This is a genomic window from Liquorilactobacillus hordei DSM 19519, from assembly GCF_019443985.1.
GTDB lineage: Bacteria > Bacillota > Bacilli > Lactobacillales > Lactobacillaceae > Liquorilactobacillus > Liquorilactobacillus hordei.
Window position 1 is genome coordinate 1,585,790 of the sequence record NZ_CP049303.1, and the last position, 17,878, is coordinate 1,603,667.

The 17,878-nt window shown below is 34.9% G+C and carries 22 protein-coding genes; 4 read left to right on the top strand and 18 right to left on the bottom strand.

Annotation, left to right across the window (positions count from 1 at the left end):
• Positions 1-74: 74 nt before the first annotated feature.
• The 5 genes from tsf to G6O70_RS08845 all read right to left on the bottom strand — a co-directional run bounded on the left by tsf (position 75) and on the right by G6O70_RS08845 (position 4,168).
• On the bottom strand, positions 75-953 hold the full coding sequence (gene tsf / locus G6O70_RS08825; protein WP_057868502.1) for a translation elongation factor Ts: 879 nt from the start codon (positions 951-953) through the stop codon (positions 75-77).
• Positions 954-1,046: 93 nt separating this feature from the next.
• On the bottom strand, positions 1,047-1,841 hold the full coding sequence (gene rpsB, locus G6O70_RS08830) for a 30S ribosomal protein S2 (protein ID WP_057868503.1): 795 nt from the start codon (positions 1,839-1,841) through the stop codon (positions 1,047-1,049).
• Positions 1,842-2,003: 162 nt separating this feature from the next.
• On the bottom strand, positions 2,004-2,993 hold the full coding sequence (locus G6O70_RS08835; protein ID WP_057868504.1) for a D-2-hydroxyacid dehydrogenase: 990 nt from the start codon (positions 2,991-2,993) through the stop codon (positions 2,004-2,006).
• 148 nt (positions 2,994-3,141) lie between these two features.
• Complete coding sequence (locus G6O70_RS08840; protein WP_083481829.1) at positions 3,142-3,435, bottom strand: GIY-YIG nuclease family protein; 294 nt, start codon at positions 3,433-3,435, stop codon at positions 3,142-3,144.
• Complete coding sequence (locus tag G6O70_RS08845) at positions 3,419-4,168, bottom strand: tRNA1(Val) (adenine(37)-N6)-methyltransferase (protein WP_057868505.1); 750 nt, start codon at positions 4,166-4,168, stop codon at positions 3,419-3,421. Before G6O70_RS08845 ends, G6O70_RS08840 begins: the two co-directional genes overlap by 17 nt.
• A 90-nt stretch (positions 4,169-4,258) precedes the next feature.
• On the opposite strand from G6O70_RS08845, the gene G6O70_RS08850 reads away from it, so the two are divergent.
• Entirely contained in the window at positions 4,259-4,882 is a 624-nt protein-coding gene (locus tag G6O70_RS08850; protein ID WP_057868506.1) for a lysophospholipid acyltransferase family protein, read from the top strand.
• 89 nt (positions 4,883-4,971) lie between these two features.
• Here G6O70_RS08850 and G6O70_RS08855 read toward each other — a convergent pair whose 3' ends face one another.
• Together G6O70_RS08855 and G6O70_RS08860 are read right to left on the bottom strand one after the other, a co-directional pair.
• Positions 4,972-5,196 (bottom strand): YneF family protein, encoded by a 225-nt coding sequence (locus tag G6O70_RS08855; protein ID WP_057868507.1) that lies wholly within the window; start codon positions 5,194-5,196, stop codon positions 4,972-4,974.
• Positions 5,197-5,272: 76 nt separating this feature from the next.
• Complete coding sequence (locus G6O70_RS08860) at positions 5,273-5,521, bottom strand: DUF896 domain-containing protein (RefSeq protein ID WP_057868508.1); 249 nt, start codon at positions 5,519-5,521, stop codon at positions 5,273-5,275.
• A 149-nt stretch (positions 5,522-5,670) separates the two neighbouring features.
• Here G6O70_RS08860 and lexA point away from each other — a divergent pair, with 149 nt between their 5' ends.
• The 3 genes from lexA (at position 5,671) to G6O70_RS08875 (ending at position 8,481) form a co-directional block, all read left to right on the top strand.
• Positions 5,671-6,297 carry a transcriptional repressor LexA gene (lexA, locus tag G6O70_RS08865; RefSeq protein WP_057868509.1) on the top strand — a complete coding sequence of 209 codons (627 nt, stop codon included), beginning with the start codon at positions 5,671-5,673 and terminating at the stop codon, positions 6,295-6,297.
• 242 nt (positions 6,298-6,539) lie between these two features.
• Positions 6,540-7,550: a glycosyltransferase family 2 protein gene (locus G6O70_RS08870; RefSeq protein ID WP_057868510.1), complete on the top strand. Its 1,011-nt coding sequence runs from the start codon at positions 6,540-6,542 to the stop codon at positions 7,548-7,550.
• Between the two features lie 4 nt (positions 7,551-7,554).
• The gene (locus G6O70_RS08875; RefSeq protein ID WP_057868511.1) at positions 7,555-8,481 is read left to right on the top strand and encodes a glycosyltransferase; all 927 of its coding nucleotides are present in this window, start codon (positions 7,555-7,557) and stop codon (positions 8,479-8,481) included.
• A 122-nt stretch (positions 8,482-8,603) separates the two neighbouring features.
• Here G6O70_RS08875 and recN read toward each other — a convergent pair whose 3' ends face one another.
• The 11 genes from recN to G6O70_RS08930 all read right to left on the bottom strand — a co-directional run bounded on the left by recN (position 8,604) and on the right by G6O70_RS08930 (position 17,828).
• Positions 8,604-10,286 (bottom strand): DNA repair protein RecN, encoded by a 1,683-nt coding sequence (recN, locus tag G6O70_RS08880; protein ID WP_057868512.1) that lies wholly within the window; start codon positions 10,284-10,286, stop codon positions 8,604-8,606.
• A gap of 15 nt (positions 10,287-10,301) precedes the next feature.
• Positions 10,302-10,754 (bottom strand): arginine repressor, encoded by a 453-nt coding sequence (locus G6O70_RS08885; RefSeq protein ID WP_057868587.1) that lies wholly within the window; start codon positions 10,752-10,754, stop codon positions 10,302-10,304.
• 94 nt (positions 10,755-10,848) lie between these two features.
• A complete protein-coding gene (locus G6O70_RS08890) occupies positions 10,849-11,664 on the bottom strand; it encodes a TlyA family RNA methyltransferase (protein ID WP_057868513.1) in 816 nt (271 codons plus the stop codon).
• A complete protein-coding gene (locus G6O70_RS08895; RefSeq protein WP_057868514.1) occupies positions 11,661-12,548 on the bottom strand; it encodes a polyprenyl synthetase family protein in 888 nt (295 codons plus the stop codon). Before G6O70_RS08895 ends, G6O70_RS08890 begins: the two co-directional genes overlap by 4 nt.
• Positions 12,541-12,771 carry an exodeoxyribonuclease VII small subunit gene (locus G6O70_RS08900; protein WP_057868515.1) on the bottom strand — a complete coding sequence of 77 codons (231 nt, stop codon included), beginning with the start codon at positions 12,769-12,771 and terminating at the stop codon, positions 12,541-12,543. Before G6O70_RS08900 ends, G6O70_RS08895 begins: the two co-directional genes overlap by 8 nt.
• The gene (xseA, locus tag G6O70_RS08905) at positions 12,764-14,116 is read right to left on the bottom strand and encodes an exodeoxyribonuclease VII large subunit (protein WP_057868516.1); all 1,353 of its coding nucleotides are present in this window, start codon (positions 14,114-14,116) and stop codon (positions 12,764-12,766) included. The genes G6O70_RS08900 and xseA overlap by 8 nt, the downstream gene beginning before the upstream one ends.
• Before the next feature lie 3 nt (positions 14,117-14,119).
• Positions 14,120-14,971 carry a bifunctional methylenetetrahydrofolate dehydrogenase/methenyltetrahydrofolate cyclohydrolase FolD gene (folD, locus tag G6O70_RS08910; protein ID WP_057868517.1) on the bottom strand — a complete coding sequence of 284 codons (852 nt, stop codon included), beginning with the start codon at positions 14,969-14,971 and terminating at the stop codon, positions 14,120-14,122.
• 249 nt (positions 14,972-15,220) lie between these two features.
• A complete protein-coding gene (nusB, locus tag G6O70_RS08915; protein WP_057868518.1) occupies positions 15,221-15,619 on the bottom strand; it encodes a transcription antitermination factor NusB in 399 nt (132 codons plus the stop codon).
• 2 nt (positions 15,620-15,621) lie between these two features.
• Entirely contained in the window at positions 15,622-16,053 is a 432-nt protein-coding gene (locus tag G6O70_RS08920) for an Asp23/Gls24 family envelope stress response protein (RefSeq protein WP_057868519.1), read from the bottom strand.
• A 19-nt stretch (positions 16,054-16,072) separates the two neighbouring features.
• The gene (gene efp / locus G6O70_RS08925) at positions 16,073-16,630 is read right to left on the bottom strand and encodes an elongation factor P (RefSeq protein WP_057868520.1); all 558 of its coding nucleotides are present in this window, start codon (positions 16,628-16,630) and stop codon (positions 16,073-16,075) included.
• Between the two features lie 136 nt (positions 16,631-16,766).
• Positions 16,767-17,828 carry a M24 family metallopeptidase gene (locus G6O70_RS08930; RefSeq protein ID WP_057868521.1) on the bottom strand — a complete coding sequence of 354 codons (1,062 nt, stop codon included), beginning with the start codon at positions 17,826-17,828 and terminating at the stop codon, positions 16,767-16,769.
• Positions 17,829-17,878: the final 50 nt, after the last annotated feature.

Genomic DNA, 17,878 nt, shown 5'->3' on the forward strand with positions numbered 1-17,878 from the left:
AAACTAATTAGCTTCAATCCCCCTACTTGACAACAGGCGTAGAAAAACTGAGTAGCATGCTGTCTAATATAATATTAGTCTTTAACTTGACTCATAACTTCTTCTACAAAGTTATCTTCTTTTTTCTCAATACCCTCGCCAACCTCATAACGAGTGAATGAAACAACCTTTCCACCCTTTGAAGTAACATATTTTGCAACAGTTTGATCTGGATCCTTAACAAATTCTTGATCTGTCAAACTAATTTCAGCTAAGAATTTGTTCAAACGGCCTTCAACCATTTTTTCAACAATTTTCTCAGGTTTACCTTCATTCAAAGCTTCTTGTGTTAGAACTTCTTTTTCATGTGCAAGTTCTTGCGCAGGTACTTCAGTACGATCAACATACTTAGGATTGATAGCTGCAACATGCATTGCAACATCCTTAGCAGTTGCTTCATCAGCGCCCTCAACAAGCACTAATGAAGCAATTTTGCCCCCCATATGAAGATATGAACCAAAATTTTGTGTTTCTGTTTTCTCAACTAATGTAAAACGGCGTAGTGTAATTTTTTCGCCAATAACTTGAGTTGCTTCAATAATCTCATCATTAACTGTACCTTTATCGGTAGAAATTTTGAGAGCCTCTTCAACATTCGCTGGTTTAGCCTCAGCAATTTTGCTAGCTATAGTCTTAACTAATTCTTTAAATTGTGCATTTTGTGCAACAAAGTCAGTTTCAGCATTGACCTCAACAACAGCTGCAACATTACCAAAAACCTCAACATCAGCTAACCCTTCAGCTGCAACACGATCACTTTTCTTAGCAGCCTTTGCAATCCCTTTTTCACGAAGAAAATCAATAGCCTTTTCCATGTCACCTTCAACAGCGACCAACGCTTTTTTAGCCTCCATCATACCTACGCCTGTTTTATCACGTAATTCTTTAACTTGAGAAGCAGAAATTTTTGCCATTCCTATGGCCTCCTTATTTCTAATTTATAAAAAAGCTGTCCCTAACCTTAAGGCCATTAATGTGCCCAACGTTGGAGACAGCCTAAGATTTAACTATTCAGCATCTTTGGTATTATTTTTACCTTCAACAGCTTCAACAATATCTTCGATTGAATCTACTGCATCTGCATCCTTGAATGATTCTTCAACAGCTTCAATATCATCTTCACCTTGGTTGGCTTCGATAATTGCATCGGCCATTTTAGCAGTAATTAAACGAACTGCACGGATAGCATCATCATTAGAAGGAATCTTAACATCGATTTCATCTGGATCAGCATTTGTATCTACCATAGCAATGATAGGAATATTTAACTTACGAGCTTCTTTAATAGCAATTCTTTCTTTACGTGGGTCAACAACGAATAATGCATCTGGAATACGAGGCATATCTTCAATACCACCCAAGAATTTTTCAAGACGTTCTTTTTGTTTAAGCAAAAGAGCAACTTCCTTCTTAGGAAGAACATCAAAAGTTCCATCTTCAGCCATTGCCTTGATTTCCTTAAGACGTTTGATACGTTTTTGAATTGTATCCCAGTTTGTGAGCGTTCCACCCAACCAACGATGGTTTACAAAATATTGACCAGCGCGTTTTGCTTCTTCTTCAACTGCATCTTGAGCTTGTTTTTTTGTACCAACAAAAAGAATAACACCATTATCTTCTGCTGATTTTTTCATGAAGTCATACGCATCATCAATTAACTTAACCGTTTTTTGTAAGTCAATGATATAGATACCATTACGTTCCGTAAAGATATACTTCTTCATTTTAGGGTTCCAACGACGTGTTTGATGTCCAAAATGAACACCAGCTTCAAGCAATTGTTTCATGCTGATTACTGCCATAATATAAAATACCTCCGAATTGTTTTGTTTTCCTCCCTCGTATTCAACTGAAGCCAGACTCATTTGAGCACTCTGACCACTATCGTACGAAGTGTGAATTAGCGCTTACCATAAAGCACCTGAAATATTATATCGTACTTCGAATTAAAACGCAATAATTATTTATTTTACAATTGTACTTGCTGTTCCATCTTCACAAACACTTTTTGCACTGTTCAAAGAAATCAGCACCATATTTTCAACTGCTGTCTCAGTGTAAAAAGCAATATGAGGTGTTACCAATACATTATCAAGTGCCAATAATTCTTTAAAAATTGGATCATCTATCTTCTTACCACTTAAATCATGATTAAAGATATCACTTTCATTCTCATAAGTATCTAGTGCAGCCCCTGCAAGTTTTCCTGATTTTAAAGCTGAAATTAATGCTTTTGTATCCACTAATGCACCACGAGCTGTGTTAATAATATAAGATCCATCTTTCATCTTATTAAGAATTTCAGAGTTTACTAAATGATGATCATTAGGCGTTGCTGGCATATGCAAAGTAATTACATCTGCTTGTGAAAATAGCTCATCATAACTATCAACATAAATTCCCTGTTCCTTTAATTCTGGATTAGGATATAAGTCATATGCGATAACTTTAGCACCAAATCCACGATAAATATTAATTGCTGCTCGTCCAATCCGACCTGTACCTATGACACCAACAGTAAGCGAGCGTAACTCTCTTCCGACATACGGAGCCCAACGAAAGTCTTGTTTTGCAACCTTATTTCTGAATATTGTCGTGTTACGCAGAAGTTGCATTAATTGAGTTACTGAAAATTCAGCAATTGCATTTGGTGAATATGCAGGGACGTTTGTCACCACTATTCCATTTTCTTTTGCTGCATCTAAATCAACATTATCAACACCGACATTTCGGATAGAAAAAACCTTAACTCCAAACTTCTTGAACTCCGCAAACATCTCACTTGGATAAGTACCTGTTTGAAGTGCCAAAACTCCATCAAAACCCTTAGTTTTTTCAACGGAAGTCATATCCAACATCTCTGGTAAACGCAAAACCTCATTACCAGTCTCTTTCTCCCATTGAGCAAAATACTTTTCCTCATCTTCACGTACATTAAAAGCTATAAACTTCATCATGAACCTCCAAAATTAAATGTTTCTATTCTACGGTGGAATACAAAAAAATCAATAAATAAACTAACTTTCTTGCGAACAAAGAATCCTCGTCCACTCAATATTGTAGCATGAAAGGTATCTCAAAGCTCCTATTTAGCAATGACTTTTATTTTATTAATCTCTGAATGTCTAATCCATGTTCTTCAAGATATTTCAATTTCTGAGTCCGTGTTTGATGTTTGAATGCATATTCAGCTTTTAATGCATCAGATTTATTGTTGAATTTCTCATAGTATAAAAGTTCAACTGGTCTTCTACTTTTTAAACGAGTATATTTTGCACCTTTACCAGCATTATGAACAGCAATCCGATGCTCCAAGTCATTAGTGAATCCACCATATAATGTACGATCAGCACATAACAAAACATAAGAAAAATACGTTTCATTCATTTTTTCCATACAAAATCTCCTTCAACAAAGGTGTATATTCGTTGGAACGATCATACACCACAATGGCTGGCATAAATCTTATACCATTTAGTCTGCCATCTTTGATTGCCTCAATCAAAATCATATTTGCTTCTTTTTCTTTTTTTGGATGAACTAACTGCACTTTTTTAGGTGCAAGTCTGTGTTTTCTCATTAATTCGAAAATCTCGGCAGCTCTTTCAGGACGATGTACAAAATACGCTTTACCGTTCATTTTAAGTAAATCACTTGTGACTTCAATAATTCGTTCAAGGTTCACCGAAATTTCATGGCGAGCAATTGCTAAGTAAGGATTATCATTTTTCTTACTAGTAGGTAAGTCTGAGAAATATGGAGGATTGCAAGTTACAATATCTACAGAGTCTTTTTTTATGAATTCAGTTGCTGTATTCAAATCAATATTTAACATTTTTACTCTGTTTTCTAAGTTGTTAAGTTCTATACTTCGCCTTGCCATATCAGAAAGTCTGTCTTGAACTTCAACCTCAATAATCTGACCGGTTACTTTTTCTGTTAAAAATAATCCAACTGCTCCATTGCCAGCACATAAATCAACTAATTTTCCATTTTCTTTACGTAAGGCACTGGTAAAATGTGCCAATAAAACCGCATCCAAGGAAAAAGAAAAAACTTCTGCACTTTGAATAATCTGAACCTCATTTGAATAAAGTCTGTCAATTCGTTCGTTTTCATAAAGTTCCATTTTAATATCACCTTCATTTTAACTTGCATATCATCACAAAATTAGGCATACTTATCATTGAAATAATTTGTAGGAAAGGAATGTCCTGTGATGTTCTATTCGTTTATTCGTATTGTAGCACGTGTGATAGTCTTCGTAATTAACGGGAATGCACACTATCTTAATAAGGAAAAGCTTCCTGAGGGCAATTATATACTTGTTGGTCCTCATCGTGCTTGGTTCGATATGATTTATTTTGCACTAGGTGCGGCTCCCAAGAAGTTCTCATTTATGGCAAAGGAAGAATTATTCAAAAATTCAATTTTGCGATATATTCTACTCCACGCCAATGCTTTCCCTGTTGACCGTAAGAATCCTGGTCCTTCTGTAATTAAGACGCCTGTTAACTGGCTAAAAAAACGTGACCTTTCATTAATTATGTTTCCTTCTGGAACCAGGCATTCGCAAAGCTTAAAAGGGGGGGTTTTGTTAATCGCACGTCTTGCAGGTGTACCAATTGTTCCTGCTGTATATCAAGGACCTACAACTATGAAGGATTTACTTAAAAGAAAAAAAGTTACAGTTGCTTTTGGTGATCCAATTACAATCAACTCGCGTAAAAAGCTAACAGATGAACAACAACAAATGATTCTTCAGGAAATAACTTCATCATTTAAAAAACTAGATACACAAATCAACCCTAATTATGTCTATATTGATAAAAGTAAATCCTAAAACTTAAAAAAGAAGTTCTGACCGAGTGATAGTTTCGGCAGAACTTCTTTTTTATTGAGTCATTTTAACTCTGGCTCATGCCACACATTTTATTTCTTGATGTTTTGTGACTTCATTGCGTTCATCATTTGATGAAGCTTTTTCTCAGAGGGTTTTTGGCCCATCTGGAGCATCATAGTCTTCAACATAGTTTCATTAATTGGCGGATTTTTCTTCAAATAGCTTTCCATATACTTACGGGCAGCGAAGAATCCACCAACAAAGCCTAAGACAAGCGCAAGGATAACGATTAATACCCAAATTGTGGTTGACATCACGAATTGCTCCTTTCATGTCGTTTCAAATAACAATTTTACACAATTATTAAGTAAAAATAAAGCTCAATCTTGTTCAATCGTCACGTAACCCTTTTTTTCTTTGAATTTCTTTGACCTTTTCAGGTGTCACTTCATTTCCTTCTTTATTAAACACCTGTAACATTTCGACATTACTGCGAAATGTTGCTCGAAATGCTGCCAAGTAATCCTCTCTTAAACTCTTTTGTTCAATCAATTCTTCTTTTGTAAGACCAATACTTTTTTTCTTCTTTGAAAGTTCATTAATGCGATTAATGAGTTTCTGTGGAATTTTACCAGCCATTTTATTACCTCACTGTCAATTATTATTCAATAAATTAATCATACATTAACAGATAATAATTTTCAAATAACTAAAGCGAACGCTTGTTTGTAATATATATATATTTGTGTTAAAGTTATCGTATTAATAATGTGATTGAGGTGCCGCAAATGACAAAAGCTTCCGAAAAAAGACAAATGGCTGTTCTACGTTTCATATATGAACGAGTCAATGAAAAAGGTTATCCACCCACGGTTCGTGAAATTTGCCAAGCTGTTGATTTATCGTCCACTTCTACGGTTCACGGTCATCTGGCACGGCTTGAAAAGAAAGGCTATCTCCAAAAAGATCCTACAAAACCAAGAGCAATTGAACTAACAGCTATCGGTTTAGAAGCATTGGGAATTGAAGAACATTCAGACTCGATTCCTATGCTTGGAACAGTTACAGCAGGTATGCCAATTCTTGCAGTCGAAGAAGCCTCAGAATACTTCCCATTACCACCAAACTTCAACTCCGCTGATAATCTCTTTATTCTAACCATTCGTGGTGAGAGTATGATTAATGCAGGAATATTGAACGGAGATCAAGTTATTGTTCGTAAACAGGAAAGTGCTGACAACGGCGAAATTGTAATCGCGATGAACGATGATGATGAAGCAACTTGCAAACGCTTCTTCAAAGAAGATACTTACTATCGCCTACAACCTGAAAACGATACAATGGCGCCAATCATTTTAGACTCGGTCGTAATCCTTGGAAAAGTTGTAGGTTTGTACCGAAACTTCATCTCGTAGATGGTAAGATTTATTATGTAACTGTACTACACAAATTGTCTCTCAAAAGCTTGTATTACAAATTAGCTTTTGAGAACTTTTTTGTATTATTGAAATTTATATCCTAACTTATTCATATTGAAAAAAACAAAGCAAATAGCTATAATGTCTTAAGATGATTCACACTAAACAAGTTAGTTACTACAATTGCAAGAAAACATAAATTATGTTTTCGCTACAAAATTATATAATGGAGATTTATTATGCCAACCTCACCTTTAATAAGCGTTATCGTTCCTGTATACAATGTTGCTCCCTTTCTTAGACGATGCCTTGATTCTATTATCAATCAAATTTATAAAAATATTGAAATAGTATTAGTCAATGATGGTTCAACTGATAATTCAGCAGAAATTTTGAATGAATATAAATTAAAAGATCCTAGAATAAAAATAATTCAGCAACGAAATGGTGGATTATCAAATGCAAGAAATACTGGAATTTCAAATTCCAAGGGAACATACATAACTTTTATCGATTCAGACGATTATGTTTCAAAAGACTACGTTTCTTATCTTTTGAGTCTTCTTCAAAAAAACAATTTCCAATCAAAATTAGCAATATGTTCATTAATGAATATATTCACGAAAACAAAAACTCAAAAGGATAATGGAAATGGACAAGAAGTTGTGCTTACAGGTAAGGAGTGCATTGAAAAAATGTGCTACCAAGATCTAGTTGATACTTGTGCTTATGCCAAGTTGGGGGCTCGGGAATTGTACGATAGTGTTAAATTTCCTGAAGGAATGCTCTTTGAAGATATTGCAACAACTTATAAATTATTTGACTTGTGTGATACTGTTTGTTGTGGTTTTCAGGCTAAATATTTTTATGTTATTCGTGAAGGCTCAATAGTTACGTCCAACTTTAGTACTAAGAAATTAGAGTTACTACCCATGACCGACAAAATGGCTAGCTATGTAAGTTCGAAATATCCTGAATTAGCACCGGCAACCCTTCGCCGGCAAGTTTATTCACGTTTCAGTACTTTAAATCAGATTTTAGCAGATTCAAGCGCTAACGTTCCAAGTCAAAAAAAGGCAATTCTAAATTATTTAAAACTTCATAAAAAGGATGTTTTAAGTAATCCCAAAACACCTCAAAGAGATCGAGTTGCCTACTTCTTTTTGAGTTTTGGAATATTAGTCTATAAGTATGCATGGAAATTTTATGAATTTTTAAAAACAACCAAAATATTAAATAAAGAAAGTTAAAAAAATGAAAATTTCAATTGTAATGTCAACCTATAATGGTGAAAAATTCGTAATAGAGCAGTTAGACTCGTTAAGAAATCAAACAGTCTCTGCTAATGAAGTAATTATTGCAGATGATTGTTCCACGGATAATACTGTTTCACTAATTAGTAATTATATCGCTAAATATAAACTAACTAATTGGTCTGTCCTTGTTAATCAAGAGAATCTAGGCTGGCGTAAAAATTTTATGGAAGCCCTCTGGAAAAGTAATGGGGAGATTGTCTTCACTTGTGATCAAGATGATATTTGGCGGCAAGATAAACTCGAAATTATGACAAACTTAATGAATGAACACAAGGAAATAAGCTTGCTGACATCTAACTACAAAGAATTTTACGATGATGGTCATACCACTATTGGCCCATGGAAAAATGATAAAAAGTTTAAACAAATTACACTGAACAATAACTATTTTCTGGTGAAAAGCCCAGGCTGCACTCACTGTGTAAGGCGTGACTTAGTTGAATTAAGTAAAAAATACTGGGAGCCCGAGTATCCGCACGATGCATTATTATGGCGCCTAGCAATTTTCTCTAATGGTCTATATTCTTATACAGATACACTCATCAATTGGCGCAAACACACTACAAGTGCATTTGCTAAGGAGAGTTTTAACCTCAAAACAATAAGTGAGAAGAAGAAATGGATTAAAATTTCTCAAAATTTTCAAAATACGCTGAAAACATTCATTAAGAATGACGTTTCTAGTGATGTAAATCACCAAAAATCTGTTCTTAAACGTAATGATAAGTGGTTATCGACTAGATACGACTTTTACGATTATAAAAGTATTTTGACAGGAATTAAATTGAGTTTCTATTGGGATTGTTTTCCACGTTATAGACAATATTTAGGTGATTGGTATCTAATTTTCATTAAAAGAAAGTAATTCAGATAAAATTTATTGTTTACCAAAAAATAAGCTGGGCAAGAAATTAATTTCTTCCTCAGCTTATTTATATCCCTATCTTCTACCATTGACAGCACATATTATTTCTTACTGTTCAAAATTCAATTCCGAATTTTTTCTGCCATTTCAAGTAATTCCTTTGCATGCTCTAAGGACAACTTTGTAATCTCTGTTCCTGCTAACATTCTAGCAATTTCACTTATTCTTTGTTCTTTATCTAATTTTGCAACTGTTGTTTCCGTTCTTCCTTTTATAACCTTTTTAGTAACAAGATAATGATGATCGCTAATAGCTGCAACTTGTGGTAAATGTGTAATACACAGCACTTGAGATAATTTTGCAATCTGACTAATTTTTTCTGCCATTGCTTGAGCCACTCTTCCACTGACCCCCGTATCAACCTCATCAAAAATAATACTTGTCAAGTTCTTATCTTGTGAAAAAATTGTCTTCAATGCCAACATAATCCGTGAAAGTTCACCACCAGATGCAATCTTCGCCAAAGGACCACTAGCTTCTCCTTGGTTAGTTTGAATATAAAATTCCACATTATCGAGACCATTATTGGATAATATTTCTTTATCTGTTGTAAAACGGACCTCAAATCTAGCCTTATCCATATAAAGAGATCTTAACTGCACTTCAATTTCTTTGGATAATTGTTTTGCAACCCTAACTCTTTCATGACTCAATGACTTTGCAATTTGTAATGCATCTTGATACGCACTATCAACGGCTTTTTGCTGGTTCTCACTATCTTCTTCTGTACTTTGCATTTGTGCTAGTTCTTTTTCAATTCTATTATAATAATCCATCACTTTCTCGATTGAATTACCATACTTGTGTTCAAGTTGTTTGATTACATCTAACCTTTGATTAGCCTGATTTAACTCATCTTCATTCCATTCCATCACATCTAATTCATTTGAAATATCATGAGCAGCATCTTGCATCATGTAAAAAGCATTCGACAAGTTATCTGAAATATTATGCAAGTCTTCGGATAAATCACCTATTTTTTGTATAGCCTCAACGGCATCGCCCAAATGACCTAGAAAATCAACTTCATCACCTGAAAGAAGTTCATAACTTTGTGATAATGCCTCACGAATATTTTGGAAATTTTCTAATCTTTGCTTTTTAATTTCCAGTTCTTCTTCTTCTCCTTGAATCAAATTCGCATCAGTAATTTCTTGGACTTGAAACCGCAACATATCCAATCTTTGAGCCCATTTTTGTTCATCCGATTGCCTTTTTTTGAGAATTTTCAGCTTATCCCGATAAATCGAAAATAACTTGTCGTATTTAAGCTTTAAATCCATAGTTTTATTGCTATATTTATCCAAAAGCACGATGTGATTCTCAGGACTCATCAACATTTGATGTTCATTTTGACCATGGATATCGATAAGTTGATTTCCAATCTTTTTTAATGCGGTCAGTGTTACTAATGTATTATTGATGCGACAAACACTTCTACCATTGCGATAAAGTTCACGCTGAATAATTAGCGCATCTTCATCCACTGTAATTCCAAGTTCTTCTGCATCATGTCTTATTTTTACACTCTGTGGCAAACTAAACAAACCTTGCAAAACTGCTTTATTTGCTCCCTTACGAATAAATTCTTGTGAACCTCTACCACCTGCTAAGAGCCCTAATGCATCAATTACGATTGACTTACCAGCCCCTGTTTCCCCCGTTAAAACTGTCATTTTAGATTCAAAATTTATATCAAGTTTTTCAATGATGGCAAAATCTCTAATCATTAATTCGCGTAACATTTCATCATTCCTTTATTAGTTGGTCATCTCAAGGATTAATTCCTGTGTTGCTTTAGCTTCACTAACAGATTTAGAAATTACCAAAACAGTATCATCGTCCCCTAGCGTACCAAAAACCGATTCATAACGCATCTGATCTATTAAGCTCGCTATCACAGGACCGTTCCCTGGCGAAACTTTGATTAGCAAGAATTCATTTTGAATGCGAGAGGATAAATATGCACTTTTTAATGTATTTCGTAATTTTTTTTCTGAATTTAGTTTTTTCTCCGTGGGAAGACTATATTGGTACTCACCAGTTGAAGTTGGTAATTTTATCAGCTGCATCTCTTTCACATCACGTGAAATTGTTGCTTGTGTGACATCAATCCCTTGTTCATTCAAAAGCTCAACGATGTCTTCTTGCCTATCAATACTATACTGTAACAATAAATCTTTTATCGCTTTTTGTCGCTCTTTTTTACGCATAACAATCACCAGTCCCCCACATTTATTCATAATTTATTATTATAATAGCTTATTTTGAATAAATATTAAAGAAAAAGCTTATAAAAATTAATGATTATTTGCCAAAAACTGTATATGCGGACTCAACTAGTTCCTGATTATTGATTTTAGTTCTATTAACACCTTTGGTAGAAACTTTTCTCAAATGACAAATAAATTCAATGTTGCCTTCGCCTCCTGTGATTGGAGAAAAATCAACTCCACAAACATCAAAATTAGACTGTAAAGCAAAATTGATAATTTTATCCAACACTGCCAAATGAACTTTCTTATCTCTTACAATCCCTTTTTTCCCTACATTAGACTTTCCAGCTTCAAATTGAGGTTTAATTAAAGCAATTACATCCCCTGAACTTTGTAAAATCGAGTGTAACGGAGGTAAAATCAATTCAAGCGAAATAAAAGAAACATCTATTGTGGCAAAATTAGGTATTCCATGGGTAAAATCCGTTGGTTTGCTGTATCTAAAATTCGTATTCTCCATGACAATCACCCGTGGATCCTGCCTAATTTTCCATGCTAATTGATTTGTTCCGACATCCAATGCATAGCTCATTTTTGCGCCATTTTGCAGCGCAACATCTGTAAATCCACCAGTGGATGAACCAATATCAAGTACCGTTTTATCCTTGATTTCTGCATCAAAAACTCTGAGTGCCTTCTCGAGCTTATATCCGCCTCGACTCACATAGGGCATCTTCTTGCCCTTGAAATGTAATTCAGTTTCACTATCAATCTTCATTCCTGGCTTATCTAAGCGTTCTTCATTTTCACCTAATATTTCTCCAGCCATTACAGCTCGCTTAGCTTGTTCACGTGTGTCAAAAAGACCTTGTTGAACAAGTAATACGTCAACTCGTTCTTTTTTCATTTACTATCCTTCCCCTTAAAATATTCCAAAAAGTCAGCTAAGATACTCTCGTCAGCATTTAACTTTACCAATATCTTGTGAGCTTCTTCAATTGATTGCTCCAAACTTTGATAGGCACCATCAAGACCTAATATTCCCGGGTATGTGTTTTTATTTTCAATTTCATCTTTATGAACCGCTTTTCCCATCTCTTTCGTTGTAGAGACCACATCTAAGATGTCATCATATATTTGAAAAGCTAGACCGAAAGAGGCACCAAAATTCACTAATAAATCCAATTCATTATCCTTTGCTTCACTAAGTATGCCTCCCGCTTGGCAAGCATACTTTAATAAGGCACCAGTTTTTCTTTCATGAACTTTCTTCAACTGCTCAAGATTTAATGTCTTGCGTTCACCTTCTATATCTGCAACCTGTCCACTAACCATTCCCTCTGGACCAGCTGCCTCAGCTAATACTGCTATTAAGTCTATTTTGCTTTTTGAATTTAAACCCGTTCTTGTAATCCAATCGAATGCAAGGGTCAATAAACCATCACCGGCTAAAACTGCCTCAGCTTGTCCAAAGACTTTATGATTTGTTGCCTTGCCTCTTCTAAGATCATCATTATCCATCTCGGGTAAATCATCATGGATCAATGAGTATGTATGTAATAGCTCAAGACTACCTGCAACAGCTAATACATCATTATCAATTGGTCTGTTATAAAATGAACAAATCGCCATAATTATCAAGGGCCTGATCCTTTTTCCACCAATTTCAACAGAATAGGCCATTGCATCTTTCAAAGTTTTTTCCGCTGATAAATTATTCAAAAAAGCTGCAGTGTTTTGTTCGAATTTAGGCAACATATTATTTTGAAAATCCTGCATTCTATTATTCATCTGCTGAGTCTCTTTCAAATTCCATTTCATTTCCATCTTTATCCATTACTTTTGCAAGTGTTTTTTCAGCATTTTCAAGTGTTTTTTGTAATTCATTGCTGAGAGAAACACCTTTTTGAAATTGCTCTAAAGCTTGTTCTAATGGCACATCACCTTGCTCAAGTTTTTGTACGATTTCTTCCAAATTTTTCAGATTATCTTCAAAACTAGTTTTTTCAGTCATTATTATTCATCCTCCTCAATTCCAATACTTTTGTTTTAATACTCCCATTGTACAAATGGATATCGATTACATCATTCTTATTGAGTTGTTCAACAGATTTTATAATTTTTTGATTACTGTCAGATACATAGCTATATCCACGACCCATAATTTTTAATGGACTTAGCATATCTAAATCAGAAATTGCTTTGGTCAATCTTTGCTCATTTTTTTTAAAACAATCGTTAATCGCACGGTTAAGTTGTCGTGTTACATATTCAACTTTTGAATTATATAAATGAACCATTTCAAAAGGTGCTTGTTCTTGTAATTTTTGTATCAAAAATCGAGCTATTTTTTCATTCTTAGTTAAGTTTTGTTGAAGTACTTGCTGAGAACGACTTTTTAGATAATCAATCTTTTGCAAATAACCTTCATAAAGCCTGCCAGGTTGTTGAAAAACATACGACTTAGTCAATTTATCAACTAATTGTTTTTTAAGCTTGATTCTAGATTGCATATTTTGCAATAATCTGATTCGTAATTGTTCGATTTTCAAAAGTTCATCACTTAAGACCGGTACAGCTAATTCAGCAGCAGCAGTTGGAGTAGCTGCTCTAACATCTGCAACCAAATCTGCAATTGTCGTATCAGTTTCATGACCTACAGAAGATATTATTGGAATCTGACATTCAAAAATAGCCCTCGCAACAATTTCTTCATTAAATGGCCATAAATCTTCAATTGATCCACCACCACGTCCAATTATTAATGTATCAAATTCACCAATTTCTTGAACTTGATGAATTCGTGCAACAATATCAACCGCAGCATTATCACCTTGAACAAGCGCTGGAAACAAGACAATCTGAGCAATCGGATAACGTCGTCTAACTGTAGTCATTATATCCTTAATAACGGCTCCAGAAGGACTCGTGATTACCGCAATTTTACGTGGAAATCTTGGAAGAAATTTCTTTTCAACTCCAAACAAGCCCTCTTGTGAGAGCTTCTTCTTTAATTGCTCATACGCTTGATACAAAGCACCGATTCCGTCCGGCTCCATCTTTTCAATATATATCTGGTATCCTCCACTTGCTTCATAAAGTGAAATTCGGCCAACTACGAGGACCTTCATTCCCTCTTCTGGTTTGAATTTAACTTTATCGAAAGCTGATCTAAACATAATTGCATTTATTTTCGCATGTTCATCTTTAAGACTAAAATATTGATGTGCATTAGGACGAGGACGATAATTTGAAATTTCTCCAGTTAAGTACACTTTGCCTAGGTATGGATCAGCATCAAATTTTCGCTTCAAATATTTTGTCAGTGAGCTCACTGTTAAGTACGTCTTTTCTGACACTATTTACCCTCCAATTTTTCTTTCAGCAAACCTAACTGTCTGTTCCAACAACATCGCAATGGTCATCGGTCCTACACCTCCAGGAACTGGTGTAATCGCCGTGGCTATCGGCTCAACTTCTGTAAAATCAACGTCACCAACTAATTTTCCTGCTGCATTACGATTCATTCCAACATCAACTACAACCACTCCAGGTTTAACATCCGCTTTTTTAATAAATTCTGCCCGTCCAATTGCAACAATCAAAATATCTGCCTGCTGTGTCAATTCACGTAAATTTGAAGTTTTACTATGAGTAATTGTAACAGTTGCATCTGCATTCAATAATAATGCTGCCATTGGTCGACCAACAATATTACTGCGACCAACAATAACAACATGTTTCCCTGCAACATTAATCTGGTGTTCAGCCAATAATCTCATAATACCATGTGGTGTACATGGTAACGATTGAGGATCATTAAGGAAGAGTTGCCCCACATTTAATGGATGAAATCCGTCAACATCCTTTATCGGATTAATTGCTGCAGTTATTTTCGCAGCATTAATTTGTGGAGGTAATGGCAATTGAACTAAAATTCCATGCACCTTTGGATCAACATTCAACTTAGTAATCAGTTCCAACAACTCTTCTTCGGTTGTTGTATCTGGAAATTTGAAATCTTGTGTAGCAAGTCCGATTTCTGCCGCTGCACGATGCTTGTTGCGTACATATATTTGGCTTGCGTTATCAGAACCTACCAAGATAACTGCCAGTGCAGGAATTATCCCCCGTGCCCGTAATAGAACTGTTCGTTGTTTTAATTGTTGCCTGATTTTATGTGAAAGCGCTCGTCCGTCTATAATCTCTGTCATTATTATTCATCCTACCTTATGTAAAAATTATTAAGCACCTTCATGCCTATATCTGCATTCCATTTTAGCATATCTCGCCAGTATTTTTTCAGATTGATTTAATTATTAATTAACTGAAATTTCCACTCTAATCGATACATAACAGAAAAACACCTAGACCTATAATAGTCCAGATGTTTTAAAATTTAACTATTGATACTGTCGCACGCAGTTACGTTTGACTATCTAAATAACTTGATTGAAAATGTATTATTGAATCAAGTTTGAAAGCACACCATTAACAAAGCGACGCGACTTCTCATCACTAAATTCCTTTGTTAACTCTAAGGCCTCATTTATCGCAACCCTATTCGGAATATCTTCGATGTTCTGAATCTCAAAAATTGCTAAACGTAAAACAATTATATCTATCTTATTGAGACGTGCAAGCGTCCAACCCTTACCCAAAAATCTTTGAATAGTTCCATCAAGATCCGATTTTTTCTCGTTAACACCAGTAACTAAAGTATGAACATAACCTGGAACTTGTTCGGTTTCTTTCTCTTCATCTTTAACCTGATAATATAACTCATCAATAGCAATATCTTGATTACTCTCCAACGCAAATAACATTTGAAAAGCTATCTTGCGCATCTCATGTCTACTCATAGTCACTTTTCGCCACCATTTTCCCCATCAAATAAATTGTTAGGATCAACGGTCGAAACTTGCTTCTCAGGAACAACACCTTGAACATAAACATCCACTGTTGCTAATTCTAATCCAGTCATAAATAATAATTGTTGCTTGACCTTTTCTTGAATTTCAGATGCAACTTTTGGAACCGAAACACCATAGTTCAAAAAAACATAAATCTCAACAGTCAGCGTTTCCATTGATTGACCAAGCTTGACTCCCTTACCACGGCTTTTACGACCAAAGAGTTCATTTACACTATTTGCAAGTGATCCTCGCATTGAATAAACACCATCAACTTGGCTCGCAGCAATCCCAACAATTACCTCGATTACCTCAGGTGCAATTCCAATTTGTCCTAATGTTGCTTCTTTACTTTCTATAAAAATGTTATTATTTTCTGCCATCATCGAGACCTCCTTTGATTTAGGCGCGAGAAATATAACTGCCATCTTGTGTGTTGATTGTTAGTACGTCTCCCTCATTAATGAAAAATGGAACTTGCACAACCAATCCAGTCTCAAGGGTAGCAGGTTTCGAACCACCAGAAGCAGTATCTCCCTTAATTCCTGGTTCTGTAGCAGTAACTTCAAGGTCAACCGTGTTTGGCAAATCCACCCCAAGTGTTTCAGAACCAAACATAATAATATTTATTACCATATTTTCTTTCAAATAATTTAATTCTTCTTTTACACGTTCTTCTGGCAACTCAAGTTGTTCATATGTCTCCATATCCATAAATACAAGACTTGCGCCATCAGCATAAAGGTACTGCATTTTCTTGTTATCAATTTGTGCTCTCTCTACTTTTTCACCCGCACGAAATGTTTTTTCTTGGACAGCACCACTACGCAAATTTTTAAGTTTTGAACGCACAAAAGCTGAACCTTTTCCAGGTTTAACATGTTGAAATTCAACAACACGCCAAATTTCCCCATCAACTAAAATTGTTAAACCATTCTTAAAATCATTTACTGAAATCATTGTAATCCTCCTACGAATTATATCTCTGGGCAGTTGCTTTTAAAATTATTTTACCATAATCATCACATAAAACTTCCCCAGAATAATAGAATACATTTTATAATAGCAACACTTAGTGTAAAAAAGCAAGTTTATCCTATAGTTCCTGATAATCTTTTGGAAAATCAGTTAAAATCTCAAAGCCTTTTTCTGTTACCAAAATATCATCTTCAATTCGAATACCAGCTATTCCAGGAATATATATTCCCGGTTCAATCGTTACAATATGACCTGACTCCATAATATCTGCAAAACGCGCACCTACATTTGGCAATTCATGAATATCTAGACCTATGCCATGACCCATCCCATGATTGAAGTACTTACCATATCCTTTTCTTTCAATAAAACCGCGACCAATTTCATCCAGTTCTCGCCCGCTTATTCCAGGTTTTATCGCTTCGATCGTTCTATGTTCAGCCTCTAAAACAATTTGATATATATCTTTGACCTCTTGTGACTGTTTGCCCAACGAAAATGTCCTAGTTACATCTGAAGTATAGTGATGATAATAATAACCAAAGTCGACTGTAATCAAATCACCATCCGCTAATAGCTTTCTAGTTGCAGTTCCATGTGGCCAAGTTGTCCGCCCACCGCTTGCAACAATAGTTTCAAAAGACTTTTCTTCTGTCCCATTTTTCTTCATAAAGTAATCAATTTCATTGGATAATTCTAATTCACTTTGGCCTGCACAAGCTGTTTGCAACATAAATTCATAACCTTTTCCCGCAATTTTGCAGGAATCGCGAATTTCATCAATCTCACTTTGATCTTTAACTGCACGTAATTTCTCAATAATGGCAGAAACAGGAACAATATCAGTAGTTGCATTCTCATCTATAAAATCATACTCTTGATATGCGATTGTATCCTCGAAAGCCATAACAGACAGCTTCTCTTTTTCAACAAGTTCACATGCTGTTTTTAAGTAATTACGGGTGTTACAAAATATCCAATCAGAATGATTCGCCTTGACTTGTTGTTCAAAACGTCCATCGGTAATCAAATAGTTATTGTTCTCCGTAACTAACAGTAATCCATCATCCCCGGTGAATCCACTCAAGTAAAAAATATTAAGTGGATTTGTCACCAAAAAACTGTCGATACTCATTTTTACCATCAATTTACGTAAATTCTCAACTCTTTTTGAACTCATTAAAAAATCCTCCCATCATTGAAAAAATAATAAAAAAAGACCAACACAAA